The organism is Chryseobacterium sp. G0201, assembly GCF_003815655.1.
Taxonomy (GTDB): domain Bacteria; phylum Bacteroidota; class Bacteroidia; order Flavobacteriales; family Weeksellaceae; genus Chryseobacterium.
The window spans coordinates 4,087,852-4,108,498 of record NZ_CP033917.1; the positions used below are offsets into that span (position 1 = coordinate 4,087,852).

The following is a 20,647-nucleotide window of genomic DNA, read 5'->3' on the forward strand; positions in this document are numbered from 1 at the left end:
TTTATTGATTTGTTATATTATTTTTTATTATTTAAATCGACAGCGATTTTCATGATCTCAACCATCACTTCCTTGAAAGTATCCAACTTTTCGGGAGCAATCTTTTCCATTACTCTTTTGTTGAAGTTAACGACAACTTCTTTAGACATATTTCTGGAATTCAATCCTTTATCTGTAAGTTTAATGATCACTTCACGCTTGTCTGTGGTTGTTTTTTCCTTATAGATATAACCGTTGTCTTCAAGAAGTTTTATAATCCTTGTTAATGAAGTCGGTTCAATAGCCATTTTAGGACCTAGATTTGTACTTCTTGTTCCTTCTTTAGGATCGATTTTAAGAAGAGTAAGCGCCTGAACAGCTGTGGAATCGTGTTCCTGAGCAAGATCTGTATACATTTTAGAAACAGCCAGCCAAGTCTGCTTTAAAATTAGATCTACATTTTCTATTTTATCTTTATTATTGTCCATCATGTTTGTGGAAATGGTTTAATTCAAATGTAGTAAATATTATGCATGCATAGTATTTATTAACGTTAAATTTTGTTAATAACCTGATATTTAGCTGATTAAATTGTATGATTAGCATAATACTATGCATGCATAGTATGTGAAGTTAGTAAATAAAAACGTGTATTAGTAAATGGTTTTCACTAAATTAACTATTTCTTCGAAGGATTCGCATTGTTGTTTCAAGGAATCATTAGAAATAACCCAAAAGTTGCCTTGAAGTTCAAAATTTAATGAAGACAAGTCTTTTTGGAAGTTTTTTTGAAGTAAAGAGTACAACATTTCTTTATAAAAATCAGGTGCAATGATTTTTGGAGCAACAAAATTTTCATTGACTTGAAATAAAGAAGCGTTCGTAAGTTCGTCATGTTGAAGTAAAAGATCCTCAACAATTCCGGAATATAGATGATTGTCTTTTACATACCATATTTTGTCTGCGAATTCCTTTGCCAGTCGCCAGTCGTGGGAAGAAAAAAGAATCAGTTTATTTTGTTCTTTGGCTAATTTTCTAAGTGTTTTTAAGATGATAATTTTATTTTTTTCATCTAAATGCGTTGTCGGTTCATCAAGAATGATGATAGGAGAGTTTTGGGTTAAAGCTCGACCGATAAATGCTTTTTGAAGGTTTCCGTCCGAAAGATTTTTCAATAAAGTATGTTTGTATCGATCTAAATCCAATTCTTTAATAATATTCGAGACTTCTTCTCTATCTTCTTTTCTAAGCTCAAAATAAAAAGGATAGTAAATGTATTTCCCTAACGAAATCAGGTCTTCAACCGTATAATTTTGTGGAATAATCGACTTTGAAAATACAACTGCAATATTTTCCGCGATTTCTTTAACGGAAAGTTTTTTTATATTCTTATTATTAATAGAAATTTCTCCACTTAATAAAGAAATTTGATGGAGAATAGATTTAATTAAAGTAGTTTTCCCGACACCGTTGTTACCAATCAACAGGCATACATCTCCTAAATTCAAATTAGCAGATGCATTTGAAATTAAGGTTTGGTTGTAGCCAATGTTTGCTTGTTTGATTTGTAGGTGCATTTTTACTTAATTTTTGTTTCCCACGGATTTCACAGATTTACACAGATCTCATTTTTCCTTTCGGATTAAATAATTTTTATTTTAAATATTTTGTTTGTCATGCTGGAAGCATCTCTACAAAGTTAGTTTAAGTTCCTACTGAATGACAATTATAACGTATTATTTTAAATTGACAAATTGACTCATTCACAATTCACCTTTAAACCTTATTCTGTTTCAAAAGCATCATCAATATCACAGGTATTCCAAATATAGAACTTATTACATTTAAAGGAACTTGTGTCTTTTCGGCTATTATTGAAAATAACAACATCATCAGGATTCCTAAAAACATATTTAAAATCCATTGCTGCCAGAGTTTTGCGGGATTATAAATTAATCTGCAAAAATGCGGAACAATAATTCCTATGAATAAAATAGGTCCCAAAAACGCTGTAATAGATGCGGAAAGTAGGGAAGATGCAACAATTATCAATAATTTTAATTGATTTAAATTTACACCTAAACTTTGCGCGTACGAAGTTCCTAATGAATTACCAATGAGAGGTTTTATGGTTTTAAAGCAAATAAATAATCCGATCAAAACTAAAATTGATAAAACATAAATCTGATTTCTTGTCACCATATTATTCGCTCCGAAAGACCATAAAATATAGTTTTTAAGGCTTTGATTTTCGGCATAAAACTGAAGCAATGAAACAATTGCTCCGGCAAATGCGGAAACTAAAAATCCGAAAATAATTAAGTAAGATTTATCCTGGAATTTATTCGATATTGATAATAAAACCAGCATCAAAAGTAAACTTCCGCCAATGGCAGATAAACTCAGAAAACTGTTTTGAAGAAATTCAGGAAGAAGAATATTGTAAGAAAAAAAGATATAAAATGCGACAGATAAACTGGCGACAGAGGTAATACCTAAAATATCCGGTCCGGCTAATGGATTTTGAAAATATTCCTGCATCAGAAAACCGGAAGTTGGAATTGAAATTCCTGCAAGTAGCATTACCAAAACCCGATTAACCCGAATTTCTGCAATTTGGCTATTCTCTGAATTCTGAAAAAAATCCTGAAAATTAAGACTTAAAAATCCTGTGTTCAGATTAATGATCGCGGTAATAATAATTGCGATTAAAAACAGTAAACACAGGATTTTAAATTTATTTAATATCATTCAGAAAAAATTCTGTAAGATTTATTTTAGAAAAGATTCTATTTTAGAATTTAATAACTCAGGAGTTATCATTCCTAAATATTCATCGGTCTTGTCGCCTTTTCTCATAAAAGTAAAAGGAATTGCACCGCCGTCCCATTTTGTAAAGTTACTTTTGAAGAAGTTAGCGTCAAGAAGTTTTCCGTCAAGTAATAGTGTATTTTCACGAATTCCCTGTTCGTCTACAAAACGAGGAACGTCTGTATTCCAAACATCTTTATTATCAACGCTTACAAAGGTTATTTTTACAGGCTTACCCTTTAATTCTGTTATTTTTTCTTTAAAATGCGGGATTTCTCTTACACAAGGTCCGCACCACGTTGCAAAGAAATTGGTTACATATAAAGTATCATTTTTAGTTTTCAAAAAGTCAGATGCTTGCTGGGTAGTCAATTCTTTTAAAGATACTGCAGAAGAAGCTGGTTCTGTATTTTCTGAAACGGCAACAGTATCTGTAGTAGCAGCATTATCATCGGTTTTCTGGCTCTCTTTTTTACAACTAGAAAGTGCAACTAGAACAATCGTGGATAAAATTATCTTCCTCATAAATTATTTTTTAGCTATTTTTGAATTGAAGTATGGAACAACAAATCTATAAAGGGAAACTTACACAGTTTCATTGGTTAAAAATAGCGAAAAAGGAAGAACTTACCAAAAATACTTTTTCTCTGGAATTCGAGATTCCTGAGAGTTTGCATGAAAATTTCAAATTTGAGGCAGGGCAGTTTGTAAGTATAAAATTTCAATCTCATGATAAAGAAGTTATTAATGATTATTCAATGACATCTGCTCCCTATGAGAAAAAAATAAGTTTAGGAATAAAAATTACGTCTCCGGAAGGAGCAACTGCGCAATTATTTAAAACTTATACTGTAGGAGATCAATTGCTTGTCAGCGAACCAAGCGGAAGATTTACATTGATTTCGAAGCCTCATGAATTCAGGACAATTGTTGCTTTTGCAGCTGGAATTGGTATTACTCCAATTTTAAGTCATTTTAAAAACATTCTTCATACTGAACCAAGAACCAGATTATTTTTATTTTTTGGAAATAAAAATTCTGAGGAATTGGTTTACCGAGATTTATTAGATAATCTTGCAAGAACCTGTGGCGACAGATTACAGATTTTCTATTTTTTTTCTCAGGAGAAAACTGCCGATCAGTTCTTTTATGGAAGACTTGATGCAAAGAAATTGAACTTAATTATTAATCAAATCCTACATTTAGATGATACAGATGAAGAATCTACGATTTGGGACGCCGTAGATGAAGTTTTGATCTGCGGAAAAGGACAAATGATTAAAACGCTGGCTAATGCCTGCTATCACCATGGGATTCCTAAGAAAAATATTCACTTTGAGCTTTTTGAAGAATTTAATGACGATATTTATCCTATTGAAAAACAATTTCCTTTAATTGAAAATGTGGAAGTCGATTTTAAGATGTTCGGAAAAGAATATCATGCAGAATTACCAGACAATAAGGATAAAATTCTTCAACAGTTATTGATTCAGAAATTTTCTGTTCCTTATTCTTGTAAATCAGGAATCTGCGGAAGTTGCGAATGCTACCTTGAGGAAGGAGAAGTTGAGCTGTTGGAAAATGAATATTTAACGGAAAAAGAAGAAGCACAAGGAAAAATTTTAGCCTGTATGTCTATTGCAAAAACTAAGAAAATAAAGCTTAACTTTGATTTCATTTGAGAATCGTAAAAAACATATTTAACCTTACCTTTATATCAATAGAAATTGGAATTCTGCTGATATGTCTCGCCAATGCATGGGTTTTCGCACTTACAGGTGGTAGAACATACACCAAGATCTCAAAAATCCCGCCCCGTGAAATTGCTCTGGTTTTAGGAACATCGCCCAAAATGAGATCGGGAATGTCTAATCCGTATTTTACAAAAAGAATGGATGCCACAGCTTTACTTTACCATCATGGGAAAATTAAACAAATCATTGTGAGCGGGGAAAAAAGTAAAGGCTATAACGAGCCCGCTGCTATGAAAAAGTATCTTGTTTATCAGGAAGGTGTTCCGGAAGATATTATTACAGAAGATCCAAAAGGTTTTAATACGTATAAAAGTATTTTGCGCTGTAAAGATATTTATAAAAAAGATAATGTGATCATCGTTTCACAGGGTTTCCATAATCTTCGTGCTCTGTTTTTTGCAAGAAATAATAATATGAATGCTTTAGGTTTTGATGCTCAGGATGTCAACAAGCCTGAAAGTTTTTACAGAAATCAGGCCAGAGAGATTCTGGCCAGAGTGATTGCTGTAGTTTATTTTGTTTTGGGAATTTCTCCTGATTAGAAAGGATATCCGAATGCAATATTCAGTGTTGGTTTGAATGGCTGGAAATCTTTAATTCTCCATCTATCACCATCAGGTTTATTGGGATCATAAATTTTATAGGCAAAATCTAGTCTAAGCGTAATATAAGCCACATTTACCCTTAACCCGAAACCACTACCAACACCCATTTGCCCTAAGAATTTATTGAATTTAAATTCATCTCCATAACCGTCATTTTGGTTACGAAGGCTCCATGTATTACCGATATCCGTAAAAATGGCACCTTCATACATTTCATTAAAAGGGATTCTGTATTCGATATTTGTAGTTAGTTTTACATTGTCTGTCATGTAAGTACGAACTCTTTCATCAACCTGAGAATCAGATGGTCCAAGACCTCCGTAAGCAACCCAAGCTCTGATATCGTTGGAACCACCATTGAAGTAAGACCTGATCACAGGCATTGAAGAGGAGTTCCCATAAGGAATACCCAGACCTATGAACTGTCGCAATACCAAAGTTTGGTTGTTGCTGAATTTGAAATATTTTCTTACATCAAAATCAAATTTGACAAATTGAGCGTAAGGAATCCCGAAAATGGTTCTCTCAGGACTTGTTACAATACCTCCATCATTTCTTTTCTGATTGAATATACTTAAAATATTACCTGCAAACTCTACTTTTCCATTAAAATAAAACGCATTGGGATAATCTTTTTTACCAATTTCATTATAAACGAAATTATAAATCATTGAAGAAATAATAACATCCTGCGTCTGTCTGTCTTTATTTATTAGTGTTCCTGTAAATGCGATTAAACGGTCGGCTCCTGCCTGATCTAATGTTCCACGGTATTCTTGATCCTTCAATATCTTCTCTGAAACCTCATCACTTGTAAGTTGTCCTGAAGCATATTCCTGTCCGACCATAGGCCTAGACTGAAAATAATTATTAAAAACTTCATCTCTTATTATACCGTCATTTACAAAATAATCATAATAAGCATCTTTATTCTTTGTTAAACTCAGTTGTGTATTGAAAAGCGTAAGTCTGTGAGAAACTTTGTCGTTTACTGTCGCAAAATAATTTAAACCGGTATTAAAGTTAACTCTACCCAAACCAATATTATTCTGAACCGCAGCTCCTAAGACAATAGAAGAGGTCGGGCTATATCTTTTAGGAAGAAATTTATAATAATCAAAAGGAAGCAACAGCCTCGGGAAATTTAATGATGCCTGTGCCGAAATTTCATACGCCAAAACACGTTTGCTGATATCTTTCGTACTTCTAATCGAACCAAAAGTTCCGGAAAGACTTGTTGAAAGATTTTCTGCACCGTTGAAAACATTTCTTGTTGTTAAATCTACTGAAGGAGAAACTCCTAAGTTCAATAACTGAGAATAATTAATATCAGTTCCTAATTTCAATTCATATTTTGGAAGCGGTTTCAGTAAATATATTACATCAACAATACTGTCGTTGGGAGATGTTCCGCCGCCACGTCTTAAAGAGTCTTTTGCTTTTATGATGCTGAAATTGTTCATCGATAAAAGATTTCTCTTAGTAAGATCTAATTTTTTTTGATCATAAACCTGTTTGCTTCCAACAATTATCGATCTCCAGATCGAGCGGGTTTTGTATTCATCATTAACTTTATGAAATCTGATACCTCTTAAGCTGTCTTTCTTTGTATTTTTAAGATAATCACCAGCCTCATCAACTATAGCAACGTCTATATTTCCTATTGTAGCGACCTTATAAGGTGTATCAATAGAATCTTTATGAATTTCTAAAGTAAGAGGAATCTGTTTTCTGCTCTTTAAAGAATCGGCAACAAAATACACTTCATCATTAAGGTTATTAAACTTATAATAACCATATTCTCTCATAATATCATTAATTCTTGTAACCTCTTTTTCAAGAACAGTTTGATCAAGGATTTTACCTGATCTTATAAGAGTTTCATGGATTTTTTGCTGATAAATATTTTTAACTTTCGGATCCGGAATATTATAATAATATTCTTTGATAAGAGAAGGTTCTTTATGTGTAATAAAATAGGTTACGGCTGCTTTTTTAGAAGCTGAATCTAAAGCATGTTTAAACTTTACTTCTGCATCCCAATAACCACGATACGTCAATCTTTTTTCAATAGATTGCGCACTTTTTTCAGTTTTTGTCTGGTCTAAAATTATAGGCGGTGATCCCCAGTTATGATACAATCTGTCTATTAAAAGACTTTTCCCGACGCTACTTTTCATATTATACTTAATAAAAAGAGAATCACGTAATTTTTGATCTCTCATTTCATTTGGGTAGGTCATGTACTCGTTAAGAATCGTATCGTACTTAGGATTAGCAGCATTGTACAGCCATAAACTTAAAGGCATAAAAAGAAACTGCTTTTTATTTGGTTTTTGCTGAACGTAATTTTTCAGTTCACCGTCAAAAAGTTCTTTCTTATCTTCAAACTCAAAATTGTTTTGTGTAAGCAGATATTCACCATCCGGAACTTTCTTTGTTGTACTACAAGCATAAAGAAGGCCAACAAATGTTGCAAATGATATAATTTTATAATATTTTTGAGGAGAATTCTTATAATGCTTACAGCTCATACAATAAAAATTTTACAGTCTTTAGATAAAAAGAAGTTCAGACAAAAATACAATTTGTTTTTGGTTGAAGGTAATAAAATCATTTGCGAACTTCCCAATTCTAATTTTAAAATTAAAGAAATATTTTCAACCGATCCGCAAAAATTGGAACGTACGGATGTTCCCATCACTCATGTGTCTGAAAATGAGTTGAAAAAAATTAGTTTCCTAAAAAATCCAAAAGATTCTGTGGCCGTTTGCTATCTAAAAAAAGAAGAAATATTTGAGGATAAAAATTTTCAGCTTGTTTTGGATGGGATTCAGGATCCCGGAAATTTGGGTACGATCATTCGATTGGCAGACTGGTTCGGAATACAGCAGATTATCTGTAGTGAAGATACTGTGGATGTTTATAATCCAAAGGTTATTATGTCGACTATGGGCTCTTTTACAAGGGTAAATATGGTTTATACTGATTTGGTTGAATATCTTTCATCCACAAAAAATATAAATATCGGAACTGATATGGAAGGCGAAAATATCTATACTTTCGAAAAACCTGAAAAAATGAATCTTATTTTAGGAAACGAAGGCAATGGAATGCGCCCCGAAACAGAAAAATTACTTCAAAAAAGCATCAGTATCCCAAGGTTCGGAAAATCACAGTCAACAGAAAGTCTGAATGTTTCTATGGCTGCAGGGATTATTTTAGGACAACTCTTTAGAGTAGGAGAGTAATAGTGTTTTAGAATGGGAGAGGTTGAGTTATTGCAAACCCTAAAATTCTACGACTCTAAAACACTATAACATTATATAAGCTGTTCCAAACTTGAAACACTTTTATTTTTCTGATAGCTTTCTAATTTTTTTCGAAAAAATTTCAAGGCGATAGGAGCGATGTAAATCAATGCTGCGCCCAGAAGTTTCTTCTTCCAATTAGAACTGCTCATATTTTTCTTTGCATAATTCCCTACCAAAGCAGTGATTCCCAGTTTTATAAGACTATCCATTGCATTTCCTTTTAGTGCAGAACTTGCAATTCCCATGGCAGTATTTCTATTGACAAACATATCTTTAACCTCGGAGGTCAATTGTTTCGCAATAACATCTTTTCTGAGAACAATTTTTTCATCACCGTCTTCATCTACCTTTTCCTGCAGATATTGATCTGTTAAACCATTGGTAAATGCGCTTAAACTTTCTTTTGTATTTTTAAAAGTCAAAAGATTTTCCAAATCATTGATTTCACCTTTCAATAAATTTTTCTTGATTCTTAATTCTTTTAAGCTGTCGTAGTTTCTGCCCATAGTTTAATGATTTAAAAATTTAATTACCTGATCTGCTACCGAATTTACGATTTTGGTTTTAAAGAGAACAACAAGAATCATAACTACAAAGTAAAAGGCAGCAACAATTAAAAATCCATAAGAAGTATTATCTAAAGCTTTGCCTATAAGAAATGCCATCCCAAAGTTAAAAAGGATGATAAAAAAAGCAAAAGCAGTAAGTAATATGGTAAGATAGGCAATGATACCGGCAGAAAGAGAAGACTTTTCTGTAGCTTCAATCTTTAGAAGATCTATTCTCTTAGATGCGTATTCTTTTATAGTTTCTATCATTGTTTTTTTTTAAAGTTACAAAAAAAGGAACTTTGTGCACTAAAGTTCCTTCTCATAATTTACTTAAAAAATAAATTATTTATTTCTTAAGATCGTTCAATTCTGCCTCTACATTTTTTACTACATCTGTAGTTTTAGAAACGATTTGATCTTTGTATTTATCGTAACCATCTTTCATTGTATGAGCTACATTATTAGCTGTTTCTTTAAAAGTCGATGAAATGTTACCATACTGGTCTTTCACTTTTTCAGAAACTTCTCCATACTTTTCTTTAGCCTGATCTTTAAGATCGCTAGCTTTAGTTTTAATTTTTTTTCTAGTTTCTTTTCCCTCTTCCGGAGCATAAAGCATTCCTAAAATTACACCTGCTGCAGCACCTGCAAGAAGCCCCGCTAATATACCTGCTGAATTGTTTCCTTTTCTAGACATTTTTCGTTTTTTTAATAGTTAATAAACATTAGTTTTTTACGCTTTAAATCTTACAATTAATGTACCAAAACACGGCGTTAATTATTAAAAATTGTTAAAAGTTTTTAATAAAGGAAAGAATACTTTCAATAGTTTCTTTTTTCGTGAGGTTGGTATTGTCAATCACAATGGCATCGTCAGCCTGCTTCAATGGGGCGATTTCCCTCTCGCTGTCTATCTTATCACGAATAATGAGGTTTTCCTTTACCTGCTGTTCTTCGGCTTCGATTCCCATGCTTAAAAGTTCGTTGTATCTTCTTTTTGTTCTTTCGTCAATACTGGCAGTAAGGAAAAATTTGAAGTCCGCATTTGGCAGAACTACTGTCCCGATGTCACGTCCGTCCATAATAATCCCGCCTTTTTCTGCCAGAGAACGTTGGGAGTGGAGTAAAAAGTCTCTTACTTCTTTTTGTTTTGCGATTAAGCTTACATTTGCAGAAACTTCATTGCTTCTGATTTGTTTAGAAATATCAATATGATTAAGATAAAGAACCAATTCTCCATCGTTATTTTTAAACTCAAGCTGAATTTCATCTAAAGAAGAGAATAATCCTTCCAAATTGATAGCCCCATTATCATTAAGACAGTTTTGAAGTGCAAACCAGGTAATACCTCTGTAAAGTGCACCTGTATCCAGATGAACAATTCCTAATTTGTCGGCAATGACCTTGGAGATTGAACTTTTTCCGGTAGACGAGTACCCATCGATAGCTATTACAGGTTTTTTCATACCGCAAATTTCAAATTTTTTTCTAAAAAACCAAGAAATAGTAAGAAATTTTATTAATTAAAATAATGATTTCTTAATTGGTGAAAATTAATATCTGTGTCCGCTAAGATCCAAAGAAACTCCTATTTGGTTAACATTTGAAGAGTTATGATATCTTACGTGAGCATAATCAATCCTGAATTTTGCAATTTTGATCCCAAAACCTCCGGAAATTCCCGAAAAATTTCTTTGATCCGCAACAGCCAATTCGTTTCCTCTTTTAACGTTATAACCCAATCTGATGTTAAAACCTTTTTCAGGGAATAGTTCTGCTCCGATAGAGAAGTGATCGGCAATTTTTCGTCCAACATTCACCTCCTGACCATTTACATTATAGTCGGAAGAAATGTCAAATTGCTGCAGATCATGAGCAGTAATGGTAATCGCCAAAGGAATCGCTGTCAAAATTTTAGTATACCCTAAATCTACTCTGAACGGAAGATTCTCTCTCGTCCCGTTGAAAGATTTGAACTGATATCCAAAGTTTCTAGCAACTACGGAAACAACTTCTTTACGTTTCTTATTGTGATAAGTAACACCGAAATTTCCTCCGATGGCAGAAGATGTATAAGTATCAATTTTTGAAGTGATGAAGTTGATTCCTCCACCGATCGTCCAGTCTTCTTCAAACTGATACGCATATCCGGCTCCCACAGCAACGTCTGAAGCTGTAAAATTTCCGTTCTCAAAACCACTTTCATCCGTTCTCGGGATGTCACCATAACTCATATACCTTGCATTGATCGTGGCCATGTGACCATTTTCAAAATCTTTGGCGAAAGCTATCGTTCCGTATTTTGAGTCGGCTAGATACGCAGCACCGTTCACGGAGAGCTGTTTATCAGAATCTTTATTCAGTAACGCTGGGTTTGCAATAGCAAAGGAAACATCATAATCTCTTATGGTAATTGCATCTCCACCCAAGGCCGCTTGTCGGGCAGATACAGGAATATTTAAGAATGGGTAAACATTTGTTCCTGTTTGTGCAAAAGAAACAATTCCTGACAGAAATAATGAAAAAATGACAATTTTCTTCAATTCAATTTATAATTAATGCAAAAATAATCCTTTTTCGTACTTATCAAAATATTTCTCACATTATTTCTGATTAAATATTTTTCTTTATGCAATATTTTTAATGATTATATTTGCAAAATCAAATTTCAGGGAGCTATCCCTTCTTAAAAAAGTTATTAAAAATTAAAGATGAAATATAAAAGAATCCTTCTAAAACTTAGTGGTGAAGCCTTAATGGGGAACAGACAATATGGTATTGATACTGAAAGACTACAAGAATACGCAGTTGAGATAAAAAAAGTAGTGGAAAGAGGTTGTGAAATTGCCATTGTAATTGGAGGAGGAAATATTTTCCGTGGAGTAGCCGGTGCTGCGAAAGGAATGGACAGAGTACAGGGAGATTACATGGGAATGCTTGCTACTGTAATCAACGGAATGGCTCTGCAAGGTGCTTTGGAAGATGCAGGAATCAAAACAAGACTTCAATCTGCTATCGAAATGGATAAAGTTGCTGAACCTTTTATCAAAAGACGCGCTGTGAGACACCTTGAGAAAGGTAGAGTAGTGATCTTTGGAGCGGGAACAGGAAATCCTTATTTTACAACTGATACAGCTGCAACGCTGAGAGCAATCGAGATCGGAGCTGATGTTATCTTAAAAGGAACAAGAGTAGACGGTATCTACGACAGCGATCCTGAAACGAATGCAGATGCTGTAAAATATAATTCTTTATCTTTCGATGAAGTTTTTGAAAAAAATCTTAAAGTAATGGACATGACTGCGTTCACTTTAAGTCACGAAAATAAATTACCGATCATCGTATTTGATATGAATAAAGAAGGTAATTTGGTGAAGATTGTTGAAGGAGAAAATGTTGGAACTTTAGTTAATTTGTAATTAAGTTTAAGGTTTAGAGTTTTTTGGTTAAAAAATTACTCATTACCCATGACTTATTATTCATAAAAATGTGTAACTATTCAAATTTTAGATATATAATGGAAGAATTAGATCTTATAGTAGAAACTGTAAAACAAGACATGGAGGCAGCTATTAAGCATTTGGATCATGCATTTCAAAGAATTAGAGCAGGACGTGCATCTACATCTATGGTTCAGGATGTTATGGTAGAATATTACGGAGCTCCGACTCCTATTAACCAAGTTGCAAACGTTTCTGTTCCTGATGCTATGACTATCTCTATTCAACCTTGGGATAGAACTGCAATTGGCGCGATAGAAAAAGCTATTATCAACTCTAACTTAGGTTTTGCACCTTCTAACAACGGGGAAAATATTATCCTTAACGTACCGCCTTTAACAGAGGAAAGAAGAAGAGATTTGGCAAAACAGGCTAAAGCAGAAACTGAAGATACAAAAATCGTTGTAAGAAACGCAAGACAAAATGGTTTGAAAGAACTTAAAAGATTGGAAGGTGTTTCTGAGGACGTTATAAAAGGAGTGGAAGAAGATATCCAGACTCTTACAGACAAGCACGTAAAGGCTTGCGACGACCATCTTAAAGTAAAAGAAGCTGAAATTATGAAAGTATAATTTTCAGTTTTTGAAAATAAAAAGAGGTTCCAAATTTTTGGAGCCTCTTTTTGTTTATGTGAAATTTAGAATTATTTACAGTTTTCGTTGTAATCGTAGATCACTTCGTTTACGATAGATAATTTGTCTACTGTTGCATTTTTGATTTCATCTCTGATGAATTTTCCAAGACCACTTCTTTGCTTTTCTTCATTTTTTAAAGATCCGTATTCACCTTTTGCGGCTTTAGCTTTTGTGAAAGGGCAGTCAGCAATGGCAATTTTTACTTTTGCAGGCGTAAAATCTTCAACTTTTCCTCCTTTTTTTGAGTAAACATAATCAGGATTATTCATTAGCCTTTCCGTTTCCTGTCTCGTGATCGCTTGTGAACTGTTTGCTGAAATCGATGTTGGATAACCATACATTTTATAAACTCTGATCTTTCCTTCTGTCACAACTTCTGCAAACTGTGAAGTTCTTGTAAGGTTATTTAGTGCTTTAAATCCTGCTCCTAAACCTGTTGAGCTTTCGGAACTGTTAAGTGCTTCTCTAGTATTGGTATATTTTATTGATTGAAAAACTCGTGGTGTATCGCCCTCATACAACATATATTCTTTAATATCATCGGCATCATAAGTTTTAAATTTGATCTTGTTTTTCACTTTATCAATGTCGGCAACAGCGGCAAATTTTACTTTTAACTGATTTTGCCACGGACTGGAATAACCTCCATTTAAATGCACAACGCCTTCAACTTTCTTTCCGGATTTATCAATGATGTATCCGTATTTTTCACCATTATAAGTGGTAGTTTCTTCCTGAGCATAAATATTCAGAGAGAAAAGCCCGAATAAGCCAATTAGTAATAATTTCTTCATACAATTTTAATTAATTTCCGTAAAGATAATTTTTTATATTTAAATGAATATTTGGGCGAAAAAAATCAACAAACGCATAAAAAAAGATCCAGAAAAATCTGAATCTTTATATTTAAAATATTTTAATTTTTCAATTAAAACTATTGATATCTCGTATGCTCTTTACTTTTCGAGAACCTTTTTGTAATAGGTTTGAATAGTGCCTTGTATTTTTCAGCATCAAACAATTGCGAATCGGTAAGCGCCTTATAGGTCATCCAAACTCCAAAAGGGAAAAGAATGATATTCGGAAGCCAGGCCGCCAGATAAGGGTTCATTTTTCCTGCCCAGGCAATGTTTTCAACCCCAACATTTATAATGTAAAATATAATGAAAATTACAATCGCAATGATGACAGGAAGTCCCATTCCTCCTTTTCTGATGATTGAGCCCAAACTCGCTCCGATAAGAAAGAATATAATACATGTGAATGAATAGGTCACAATTCTTTGCTGATAAATAACCACTTTACTAAAGTATTTTACATTCGGGCTTATATCGTTATTTTTTGTTTCTAAAGTTGTTTTTAAATTATCCAATCTGTTATGAGCGTTATAGATCATATCCAGTTTTTTGTCACTTTTTACGGTATCTAGTTTAATCTGAGCTTTTGGAACTGCTTTAGATTTATTCTGATCCATATATGTTATGACAGAATTGGCTTGGTTTAGGGCATCATTACTCGCTGAAATAAAGAATATTTCGTTATCCTTCTTGCTTTTATCAATCGTTTTATTAAGCTGATTGAAGGTCTGGAAACGGTAATCATCTGTAATCTGCTCTTCCTCGATAGCTTTATTAATGATTTCACTAATATCAAAATGCGATGTTAATGTATCAAATTTAATTGCCTGGTCGGGCTGTTTTAACCTTACATTATCTCCTTTTCCTCCAAAATCATCTTCAAAAATATATCCGTTGTAAAGAACTAATTTTAAATAATTCTTGTTGGCAGCAGGAACAAATTTCCCTTTTTGTGCTACAATCGATTGCTGATTTTCGTACGTACTCGCTTTTCTGTGAACGAAAACGCCTTCAATATTTTCGCCGTTTTCACCGTAAATTTTATCAAACTTCACCATGTAACCGGGAAGCTGATCGATAAACTGTCCGGGAGTAAAGTTCAGTGCTGGTTTTGTCTGAGCAATATTAAAAAGCATATTCTTTGCCTTTCTCTGGAAATCCGGAATGATATTATTCGAAAAGAAAAACAGCATAATTGCCAGCGCAGTAGAAACTCCCAAAAGAGGCATCATTACTCTGGTTAAAGAAATTCCGGCAGCCTTCATTGCAGCAAGCTCGTACCGTTCCCCAAATTCACCGAAAGACATAATACTCGCCAAAAGGATGGTAAGCGGTAAAACCATACTTATTACACTCACCCCAAGGTAGAACAGCAATTTAAGAATCTGCCAATAGCTTAATCCTTTGCCCATAAACTGCCCCAACTGAACCCAGATAATGTTTACAATAAATATGAAAAACAATACGCTGAATATAAAGAAAAACGGTCCAAAGAAGGTTTTTATGATATATCGGTCTAGTATTTTTAACATTCGCCAAAATTAATGAAAAAGCCACAAAGTTTTCTTTGTGACTCTATATTTTATTATTTTTTTATCATTAAGTAAAAACGCGAAATCGTAAAACAGCAAATTTGCTTTTGAATAATTGATTCTGATGCGGTTCTCCGATTTCGCTATTTTGCTTTTTTATAGTTCTGTGATAACGTAATTTTTGTATTTATTCTTATCAAATACAAACATATTGGCATCAAGAGCCTGATTTTCTTTATATTCTTTAATGGCTATTACAGCAACGTCTTTGTTATTTCCATGCTGTTCTAGTTTTACCATTTGTTTTTTAGCAGAATCTACAAAAATGTAGACATATTTTAATCCGTTTGCTTTTACGGGAGTTAATTTAATGAAATCTGTATTTACTCCGTTTACATTTTTCTTTCCATCATACGTTACATTATAATCATTTCTGTAGGTAGAAAGATAGTTGATAGGGGAGAACATAGTGCTGCTTGCGTTTGGTTTTGCAACAGTAACCTCCATATCTTCTGTATTGATGTTGTAAATTTTACTTCCGTCGAAGATTTGTTCCGTATCCATGATCTTCAATTTGTATTTGTCTCCTGCGGCATAATAAATTCCCGGCTCTGTTTTTCCAACCGCCCCGTTTACTCCACTACCGAAAGAAAACTTAAAATAGGTGTTCTTTTTAGACTTATAATTTGCTGTGATGTCGTCTAATATTTTTTTAGCCTTAGCATCAATTTTTTGTGCACTGGTAAATCCAACTGCTCCTATTACAAATCCTCCTAATATTATTTTTGAAATACTGTTTTTCATTTTTTTAATTTTATACTCTTAAACATTCCCAACTTCAAAAGGTGTCGTCAAATGACATTTACTTTTATCTACGTAAATCTTCCAAAAACTGTTCCAAAGAATGAAGATCACTGATAATCACTTCTCTAGCTTTTGCTCCATTGAAACCTCCTACAATACCGCTTGCTTCCAACTGATCCATGATTCTTCCTGCTCTGTTGTACCCTAATTTCAACTGTCTCTGAAGCATTGATGTAGAGCCCTGTTGAGTTGAAACAATAATTCTAGCTGCATCTTCAAACAAAGCATCTTTTTCATTCGGGTCAAAAGCACCGACATTGCTTGTAGCTTCCTCAGAAACATATTCCGGAAGGATAAATGCAGAAGCATATCCTTTTTGTTCACCAATAAATTCTGCAACCCTTTCCACTTCCGGAGTATCTATGAAAGCACATTGAAGTCTTAAAATTTCATTTCCGTTAAAATAAAGCATATCACCTTTACCAATCAACTGATCTGCTCCCGGAGAATCCAAAATCGTTCTTGAATCCACACTTGAAATTACTCTAAACGCCGCTCTAGCAGGGAAGTTAGCCTTAATCATACCTGTAATTACGTTTACAGAAGGTCTTTGTGTTGCAACAATTAAATGGATTCCTACTGCTCTTGCTAACTGTGCTAATCTTGCAATTGGTAATTCAACTTCTTTTCCGGCAGTCATAATTAGATCTGCAAACTCATCCACAACTAAAACGATGTAAGGTAAATAACGGTGACCGTTTTCAGGGTTTAATTTTCTTTCCGTGAATTTTTTATTGTATTCCTTTAAGTTTTTACAGAAAGCATTTTTAAGCAAATCATATCGTTGATCCATCTCTACACAAAGAGAGTTCAGTGTATTGATTACTTTATTGGTATCTGTAATAATGGCATCTTCAGAATCCGGAAGTTTTGCTAAATAATGTCTCTCAATTTTTGAATATAAAGAAAGTTCCACTTTTTTAGGATCAACCATTACGAATTTCAATTCACTCGGATGTTTCTTGTAGAGTAGGGAAGTAAGGATCGCATTGATCCCAACCGATTTACCCTGACCAGTAGCACCCGCCATCAATAAGTGAGGCATTTTTGAAAGGTCGGCCATGAAAATTTCGTTAGAAATAGTCTTTCCGAAAACAACAGGAAGATCCATATCCGTATTTTGGAATTTATGAGATCCGATTACAGAACGCATAGAAACCATCGTAGGATTTTTTCTTGGAACTTCAATTCCGATCGTTCCTTTTCCTGGCATTGGTGCAATAATTCTGATTCCTAATGCTGAAAGATTCAAAGCAATGTCATCTTGTAACTTTTTAATTGCAGAAACTCTGATTCCTGCTTCCGGTACAATTTCGTATAATGTAACGGTTGGTCCGATCGTTGCTTTAATTTCAGAAATTCCAACGTTGAAATTCTTTAAAAGGCCAACGATCTTATTTTTATTTTCTTCTAATTCTTCTTTATTAATAGAAATTTCCTCGTTACCATAGTCTTTCAACAGATCTACTGTCGGCATTTGGAAATTAGCCAAGTCTAATTTATGATCATAAAGTCCGTGCTTATCAACGAGATCTTTAGATTTTCTGTCAGATTCATCCAAAATATCAATAACCGGAGCAACTTCTACGTTGAATTTAATATCTTCTTTAACGACAGGTTTTGGAGGGTTAATGTCAAATGCATCTTCCGGAGTTGAAACCGGAACAGCAGGTTTTGTATTAAGATTTAAACTGACAGATGATTGTGAAAAATCATTTTTATCTTCTTCAAATGAAGTGTGATTTGGAGTTGTGATCGTTTCTAAATTTGTTGAAACAGGAACCTCAGGGAATCCTTTTGGAACACTTACAGGTTCTTCAACTTTTATTTTCTGCGTTGTATCTGTCACAGAAACATGAGATGGCGTTTCCGAGATCTCTTCTTCCAACTCTTCATCGGCTTCAAAGTTTTCCTCAGAATTTGGCATCATAGATTTTACCTTTCCGATCGTATTTTCATTGATCTTATCCAATTTTGCTTTCACAGAACTTGGACGAAGATTAAATTCTAAAATAAAATACAGTGCAATACTGGCTACTAAAACAGTCCAAAGACCAACACTTCCAATGATGGCATTCAAAGAATCCATGATCTGGTAACCGTAAACTCCACTTAAAACTCCTTGTCCTTTAGTGATCGCTCCAAATAAAACGGGAAGCCAGCAGATAAAAAATAAAGAGTGACCAAAGGTCATCCAAGGCTTAAACATCTTCTTTTTAAGGATCATCGTTCCTGTCACCATAACAAGGAATGCTATAATAAATGAGGCAACTCCTATGCTTTCAAAAATGAAGAGATTACCGAGCCAGTCACCCAGTTTTCCAAAAATATTTGAAGATTTTATACTCTTATCGAGCATTGTTCCTGCCTGGCTTTGATCTGATTTCCAATTCATTAAATAAGAAATGAACGAGAAAACAAGCACCACAGAAAAAAGGATGAAAGTAAGCCCTATAAATATACGTGGCTTGGATAAAGTTCTGCCTTTGTCAGGCGATTCCGGCTGTTGTTTTTGTGTCTTTTTGTCCATAATATCAATGTTGGCAAATTTAGTGTTTTTTCAATACCAATGAATGTTTTTTAATCAAAATAGAACTGTAAATTATGTTAATTTTTTTAAAATAAAGTTCACTTTTAAAAGGAAATATCAATAAATTTTAAAACTATTGGTGTGATAAATGAATTTTATTTACAAAAATTTGAGATAAAATGCTTTTTTGAACTAGTTCAATTTTTTTGAATTGAAGGCTCTATAAATTTGCATCATAATAATTAAACAAAAGAAATTATGAAAAATTTATTTAAAATCGCAATGACCATCTGTTTGGTCTTCGTTTCATTAATAAAAATTAACGCTCAAAAAAAAAGAAACATGGAAAATACAGCATTATTAATCATTGATGTTCAAAATGACTATTTCAAAGGAGGAAATATGGAATTGATAGGATACGAAGCGGCAGGTAAAAATACAAAACAGGTTTTAGAGTATTTCAGAGCCAAAAATTTACCGGTTATTCATATCAAACATATTGCTACACAGGAAGGCGCAACATTCTTTTTACCTAATACTTCAGGTGCTGAGATTAATTCGGTAGTTGCTCCGAAAGAAGGTGAAAAAATTATTACAAAGAATTACCCAAACAGCTTCAGAGAAACAGAATTGTTATCTTATCTGCAGTCTAAAGGAATTAAAAATCTTGTTATCACAGGAATGATGACGGATGTTTGTGTAGACGCGACAGTAAGAGCAGCAATGGATCTTGGATTCAGCAACACGGTTATCGGAGACGCTGTAGCAACAAGAGACAGAGAATTGTACGGAAAAACTGTGACGGCTTCCGATATCAACAGATCTTATCTTGCAGGAATGACAGCTTTAGGAAATTTATACGCTAAAGTTGTAACAACAAAGGAATTTTTGAAGTAGTAAAAAATCAAATAAGTTTTATTTAATGAAGATGCCAAATCTGGTGTCTTCATTTTGTTTAATATAAAATCAATAAATTTGTTTCATACACAAATTATATGTTTCAGATCTTAAAAAACAATATCAGCAGATACATTGATCTTTCTGATGAAGAATTTCAACGTTTTTCAGAACCATTTGAACTTAAAAAATTCAACAGGAAAGAAACTGCATTGAGAGAAGGAGATTATTGTCTTTTTGAAGGATTTGTTCTGAATGGATGTTTTAAAGTGTATTTTTTGACAGAAGACGGATTCGAACAGACGTTATATTTTGCAGTAGAAAATTGGTGGATTACAGATATTGACAGTTTGATCAACAATGTTCCAAGTACGTTAAATATTGAAGCTTTGGAAGAAAGCGAAGTTTTAATGATCTCGAAAAAAGACAAAGAAAAGTTATATGAAACAATGCCACAAGTTGAAAAGCTATTTCGTATTATGAATCAGAATTCTTCTGTTGCGTTACAAAGACGGATTCTTTCTTTGATGAACAAAACCGCAGACAAACGCTATCTTGAATTTCTGGAAAAATATCCTGGCCTGGAACAAAAAATAACCCAACAGCAAGTTGCTTCTTATCTGGGAATTTCTCATGAATTTTTAAGTAAAATCAGAAAGAAAACGACATTAGGAAATAGATAACCTCAATCATAGATATAGCTTTTTTATATTCACATTTTCAGGCTATTTGGTTTTGAATTTTCCTCAATTTATTTTTGCTTATTAAGAATGTTTCAAAATAGCGAATATACGCTTCAAAGTGACAAAAAACAGCTT

21 protein-coding genes are annotated in these 20,647 nt (G+C 33.3%); 7 read left to right on the forward strand and 14 right to left on the reverse strand.

Annotation, left to right across the window (positions count from 1 at the left end):
• Positions 1–17: 17 nt before the first annotated feature.
• The 4 genes from EG348_RS18215 to EG348_RS18230 all read right to left on the reverse strand — a co-directional run bounded on the left by EG348_RS18215 (position 18) and on the right by EG348_RS18230 (position 3,315).
• Positions 18–467 (reverse strand): MarR family winged helix-turn-helix transcriptional regulator, encoded by a 450-nt coding sequence (locus EG348_RS18215; protein WP_072406975.1) that lies wholly within the window; start codon positions 465–467, stop codon positions 18–20.
• Positions 468–632: 165 nt separating this feature from the next.
• Positions 633–1,556 carry an ABC transporter ATP-binding protein gene (locus EG348_RS18220; protein ID WP_123984387.1) on the reverse strand — a complete coding sequence of 308 codons (924 nt, stop codon included), beginning with the start codon at positions 1,554–1,556 and terminating at the stop codon, positions 633–635.
• A 199-nt stretch (positions 1,557–1,755) separates the two neighbouring features.
• Positions 1,756–2,730: a FecCD family ABC transporter permease gene (locus EG348_RS18225; protein WP_123984388.1), complete on the reverse strand. Its 975-nt coding sequence runs from the start codon at positions 2,728–2,730 to the stop codon at positions 1,756–1,758.
• Positions 2,731–2,751: 21 nt separating this feature from the next.
• Complete coding sequence (locus tag EG348_RS18230; protein WP_123984389.1) at positions 2,752–3,315, reverse strand: TlpA family protein disulfide reductase; 564 nt, start codon at positions 3,313–3,315, stop codon at positions 2,752–2,754.
• A 32-nt stretch (positions 3,316–3,347) separates the two neighbouring features.
• Between EG348_RS18230 and EG348_RS18235 the strand changes: the two genes are divergently transcribed.
• Together EG348_RS18235 and EG348_RS18240 are read left to right on the forward strand one after the other, a co-directional pair.
• A complete protein-coding gene (locus EG348_RS18235) occupies positions 3,348–4,472 on the forward strand; it encodes a flavin reductase family protein (RefSeq protein ID WP_123984390.1) in 1,125 nt (374 codons plus the stop codon).
• On the forward strand, positions 4,469–5,086 hold the full coding sequence (locus EG348_RS18240) for a vancomycin high temperature exclusion protein (protein ID WP_123984391.1): 618 nt from the start codon (positions 4,469–4,471) through the stop codon (positions 5,084–5,086). Before EG348_RS18235 ends, EG348_RS18240 begins: the two co-directional genes overlap by 4 nt.
• Here the strand turns inward: EG348_RS18240 and EG348_RS18245 are convergent.
• Positions 5,083–7,683 carry a BamA/TamA family outer membrane protein gene (locus tag EG348_RS18245; RefSeq protein WP_123984392.1) on the reverse strand — a complete coding sequence of 867 codons (2,601 nt, stop codon included), beginning with the start codon at positions 7,681–7,683 and terminating at the stop codon, positions 5,083–5,085. The genes EG348_RS18240 and EG348_RS18245 overlap by 4 nt on opposite strands.
• On the opposite strand from EG348_RS18245, the gene EG348_RS18250 reads away from it, so the two are divergent.
• Complete coding sequence (locus EG348_RS18250) at positions 7,669–8,400, forward strand: TrmH family RNA methyltransferase (RefSeq protein ID WP_123984393.1); 732 nt, start codon at positions 7,669–7,671, stop codon at positions 8,398–8,400. The two genes, EG348_RS18245 and EG348_RS18250, sit on opposite strands and share 15 nt — an antisense overlap.
• Positions 8,401–8,471: 71 nt before the next feature.
• Here the strand turns inward: EG348_RS18250 and EG348_RS18255 are convergent, their stop codons facing one another.
• From EG348_RS18255 to porQ, 5 genes are all read right to left on the reverse strand, one after another.
• Positions 8,472–8,969, reverse strand: a complete 498-nt coding sequence (locus EG348_RS18255) for a phosphoribosyl-ATP pyrophosphatase (protein WP_123984394.1) — start codon at positions 8,967–8,969, stop codon at positions 8,472–8,474.
• Between the two features lie 3 nt (positions 8,970–8,972).
• A complete protein-coding gene (locus EG348_RS18260) occupies positions 8,973–9,281 on the reverse strand; it encodes a phage holin family protein (RefSeq protein ID WP_123984395.1) in 309 nt (102 codons plus the stop codon).
• A 79-nt stretch (positions 9,282–9,360) separates the two neighbouring features.
• The gene (locus EG348_RS18265; RefSeq protein WP_123984396.1) at positions 9,361–9,711 is read right to left on the reverse strand and encodes a YtxH domain-containing protein; all 351 of its coding nucleotides are present in this window, start codon (positions 9,709–9,711) and stop codon (positions 9,361–9,363) included.
• Between the two features lie 94 nt (positions 9,712–9,805).
• The gene (gene cmk / locus EG348_RS18270; protein WP_123984397.1) at positions 9,806–10,480 is read right to left on the reverse strand and encodes a (d)CMP kinase; all 675 of its coding nucleotides are present in this window, start codon (positions 10,478–10,480) and stop codon (positions 9,806–9,808) included.
• A gap of 87 nt (positions 10,481–10,567) precedes the next feature.
• Positions 10,568–11,557 (reverse strand): type IX secretion system protein PorQ, encoded by a 990-nt coding sequence (gene porQ, locus EG348_RS18275; RefSeq protein ID WP_123984398.1) that lies wholly within the window; start codon positions 11,555–11,557, stop codon positions 10,568–10,570.
• A 168-nt stretch (positions 11,558–11,725) separates the two neighbouring features.
• Between porQ and pyrH the strand changes: the two genes are divergently transcribed.
• Together pyrH and frr are read left to right on the forward strand one after the other, a co-directional pair.
• Positions 11,726–12,433, forward strand: coding sequence for a UMP kinase (gene pyrH, locus EG348_RS18280; protein WP_066758571.1), 708 nt, complete (start codon positions 11,726–11,728; stop codon positions 12,431–12,433).
• A 98-nt stretch (positions 12,434–12,531) separates the two neighbouring features.
• Entirely contained in the window at positions 12,532–13,086 is a 555-nt protein-coding gene (frr, locus tag EG348_RS18285) for a ribosome recycling factor (RefSeq protein WP_123984399.1), read from the forward strand.
• Positions 13,087–13,157: 71 nt separating this feature from the next.
• On the opposite strand, the gene EG348_RS18290 is transcribed toward frr, so the two are convergent.
• The 4 genes from EG348_RS18290 to EG348_RS18305 all read right to left on the reverse strand — a co-directional run bounded on the left by EG348_RS18290 (position 13,158) and on the right by EG348_RS18305 (position 18,932).
• Complete coding sequence (locus EG348_RS18290; RefSeq protein WP_123984400.1) at positions 13,158–13,943, reverse strand: hypothetical protein; 786 nt, start codon at positions 13,941–13,943, stop codon at positions 13,158–13,160.
• Positions 13,944–14,083: 140 nt separating this feature from the next.
• Complete coding sequence (locus EG348_RS18295) at positions 14,084–15,538, reverse strand: LptF/LptG family permease (RefSeq protein WP_123984401.1); 1,455 nt, start codon at positions 15,536–15,538, stop codon at positions 14,084–14,086.
• Positions 15,539–15,694: 156 nt separating this feature from the next.
• Positions 15,695–16,342: a LolA family protein gene (locus EG348_RS18300; RefSeq protein ID WP_123984402.1), complete on the reverse strand. Its 648-nt coding sequence runs from the start codon at positions 16,340–16,342 to the stop codon at positions 15,695–15,697.
• A gap of 64 nt (positions 16,343–16,406) precedes the next feature.
• Positions 16,407–18,932: a DNA translocase FtsK gene (locus EG348_RS18305; protein WP_123984403.1), complete on the reverse strand. Its 2,526-nt coding sequence runs from the start codon at positions 18,930–18,932 to the stop codon at positions 16,407–16,409.
• Between the two features lie 258 nt (positions 18,933–19,190).
• Here EG348_RS18305 and EG348_RS18310 point away from each other — a divergent pair, with 258 nt between their 5' ends.
• Complete coding sequence (locus tag EG348_RS18310) at positions 19,191–19,829, forward strand: cysteine hydrolase family protein (RefSeq protein ID WP_123984404.1); 639 nt, start codon at positions 19,191–19,193, stop codon at positions 19,827–19,829.
• 98 nt (positions 19,830–19,927) lie between these two features.
• Positions 19,928–20,512: a Crp/Fnr family transcriptional regulator gene (locus EG348_RS18315; RefSeq protein ID WP_123984405.1), complete on the forward strand. Its 585-nt coding sequence runs from the start codon at positions 19,928–19,930 to the stop codon at positions 20,510–20,512.
• Positions 20,513–20,647 lie beyond the last annotated feature (135 nt).

Coding starts and splice junctions, on each gene's coding strand:
- EG348_RS18215 (WP_072406975.1), bottom strand. CDS start 467: ATGGACAATAATAAAGATAAAATAGAAAATGTAGATCTAATTTTAAAG.
- EG348_RS18220 (WP_123984387.1), bottom strand. CDS start 1,556: ATGCACCTACAAATCAAACAAGCAAACATTGGCTACAACCAAACCTTA.
- EG348_RS18225 (WP_123984388.1), bottom strand. CDS start 2,730: ATGATATTAAATAAATTTAAAATCCTGTGTTTACTGTTTTTAATCGCA.
- EG348_RS18230 (WP_123984389.1), bottom strand. CDS start 3,315: ATGAGGAAGATAATTTTATCCACGATTGTTCTAGTTGCACTTTCTAGT.
- EG348_RS18235 (WP_123984390.1), top strand. CDS start 3,348: ATGGAACAACAAATCTATAAAGGGAAACTTACACAGTTTCATTGGTTA.
- EG348_RS18250 (WP_123984393.1), top strand. CDS start 7,669: ATGCTTACAGCTCATACAATAAAAATTTTACAGTCTTTAGATAAAAAG.
- EG348_RS18245 (WP_123984392.1), bottom strand. CDS start 7,683: ATGAGCTGTAAGCATTATAAGAATTCTCCTCAAAAATATTATAAAATT.
- EG348_RS18255 (WP_123984394.1), bottom strand. CDS start 8,969: ATGGGCAGAAACTACGACAGCTTAAAAGAATTAAGAATCAAGAAAAAT.
- EG348_RS18260 (WP_123984395.1), bottom strand. CDS start 9,281: ATGATAGAAACTATAAAAGAATACGCATCTAAGAGAATAGATCTTCTA.
- EG348_RS18265 (WP_123984396.1), bottom strand. CDS start 9,711: ATGTCTAGAAAAGGAAACAATTCAGCAGGTATATTAGCGGGGCTTCTT.
- cmk (WP_123984397.1), bottom strand. CDS start 10,480: ATGAAAAAACCTGTAATAGCTATCGATGGGTACTCGTCTACCGGAAAA.
- pyrH (WP_066758571.1), top strand. CDS start 11,726: ATGAAATATAAAAGAATCCTTCTAAAACTTAGTGGTGAAGCCTTAATG.
- frr (WP_123984399.1), top strand. CDS start 12,532: ATGGAAGAATTAGATCTTATAGTAGAAACTGTAAAACAAGACATGGAG.
- EG348_RS18290 (WP_123984400.1), bottom strand. CDS start 13,943: ATGAAGAAATTATTACTAATTGGCTTATTCGGGCTTTTCTCTCTGAAT.
- EG348_RS18295 (WP_123984401.1), bottom strand. CDS start 15,538: ATGTTAAAAATACTAGACCGATATATCATAAAAACCTTCTTTGGACCG.
- EG348_RS18300 (WP_123984402.1), bottom strand. CDS start 16,342: ATGAAAAACAGTATTTCAAAAATAATATTAGGAGGATTTGTAATAGGA.
- EG348_RS18305 (WP_123984403.1), bottom strand. CDS start 18,932: ATGGACAAAAAGACACAAAAACAACAGCCGGAATCGCCTGACAAAGGC.
- EG348_RS18310 (WP_123984404.1), top strand. CDS start 19,191: ATGAAAAATTTATTTAAAATCGCAATGACCATCTGTTTGGTCTTCGTT.
- EG348_RS18315 (WP_123984405.1), top strand. CDS start 19,928: ATGTTTCAGATCTTAAAAAACAATATCAGCAGATACATTGATCTTTCT.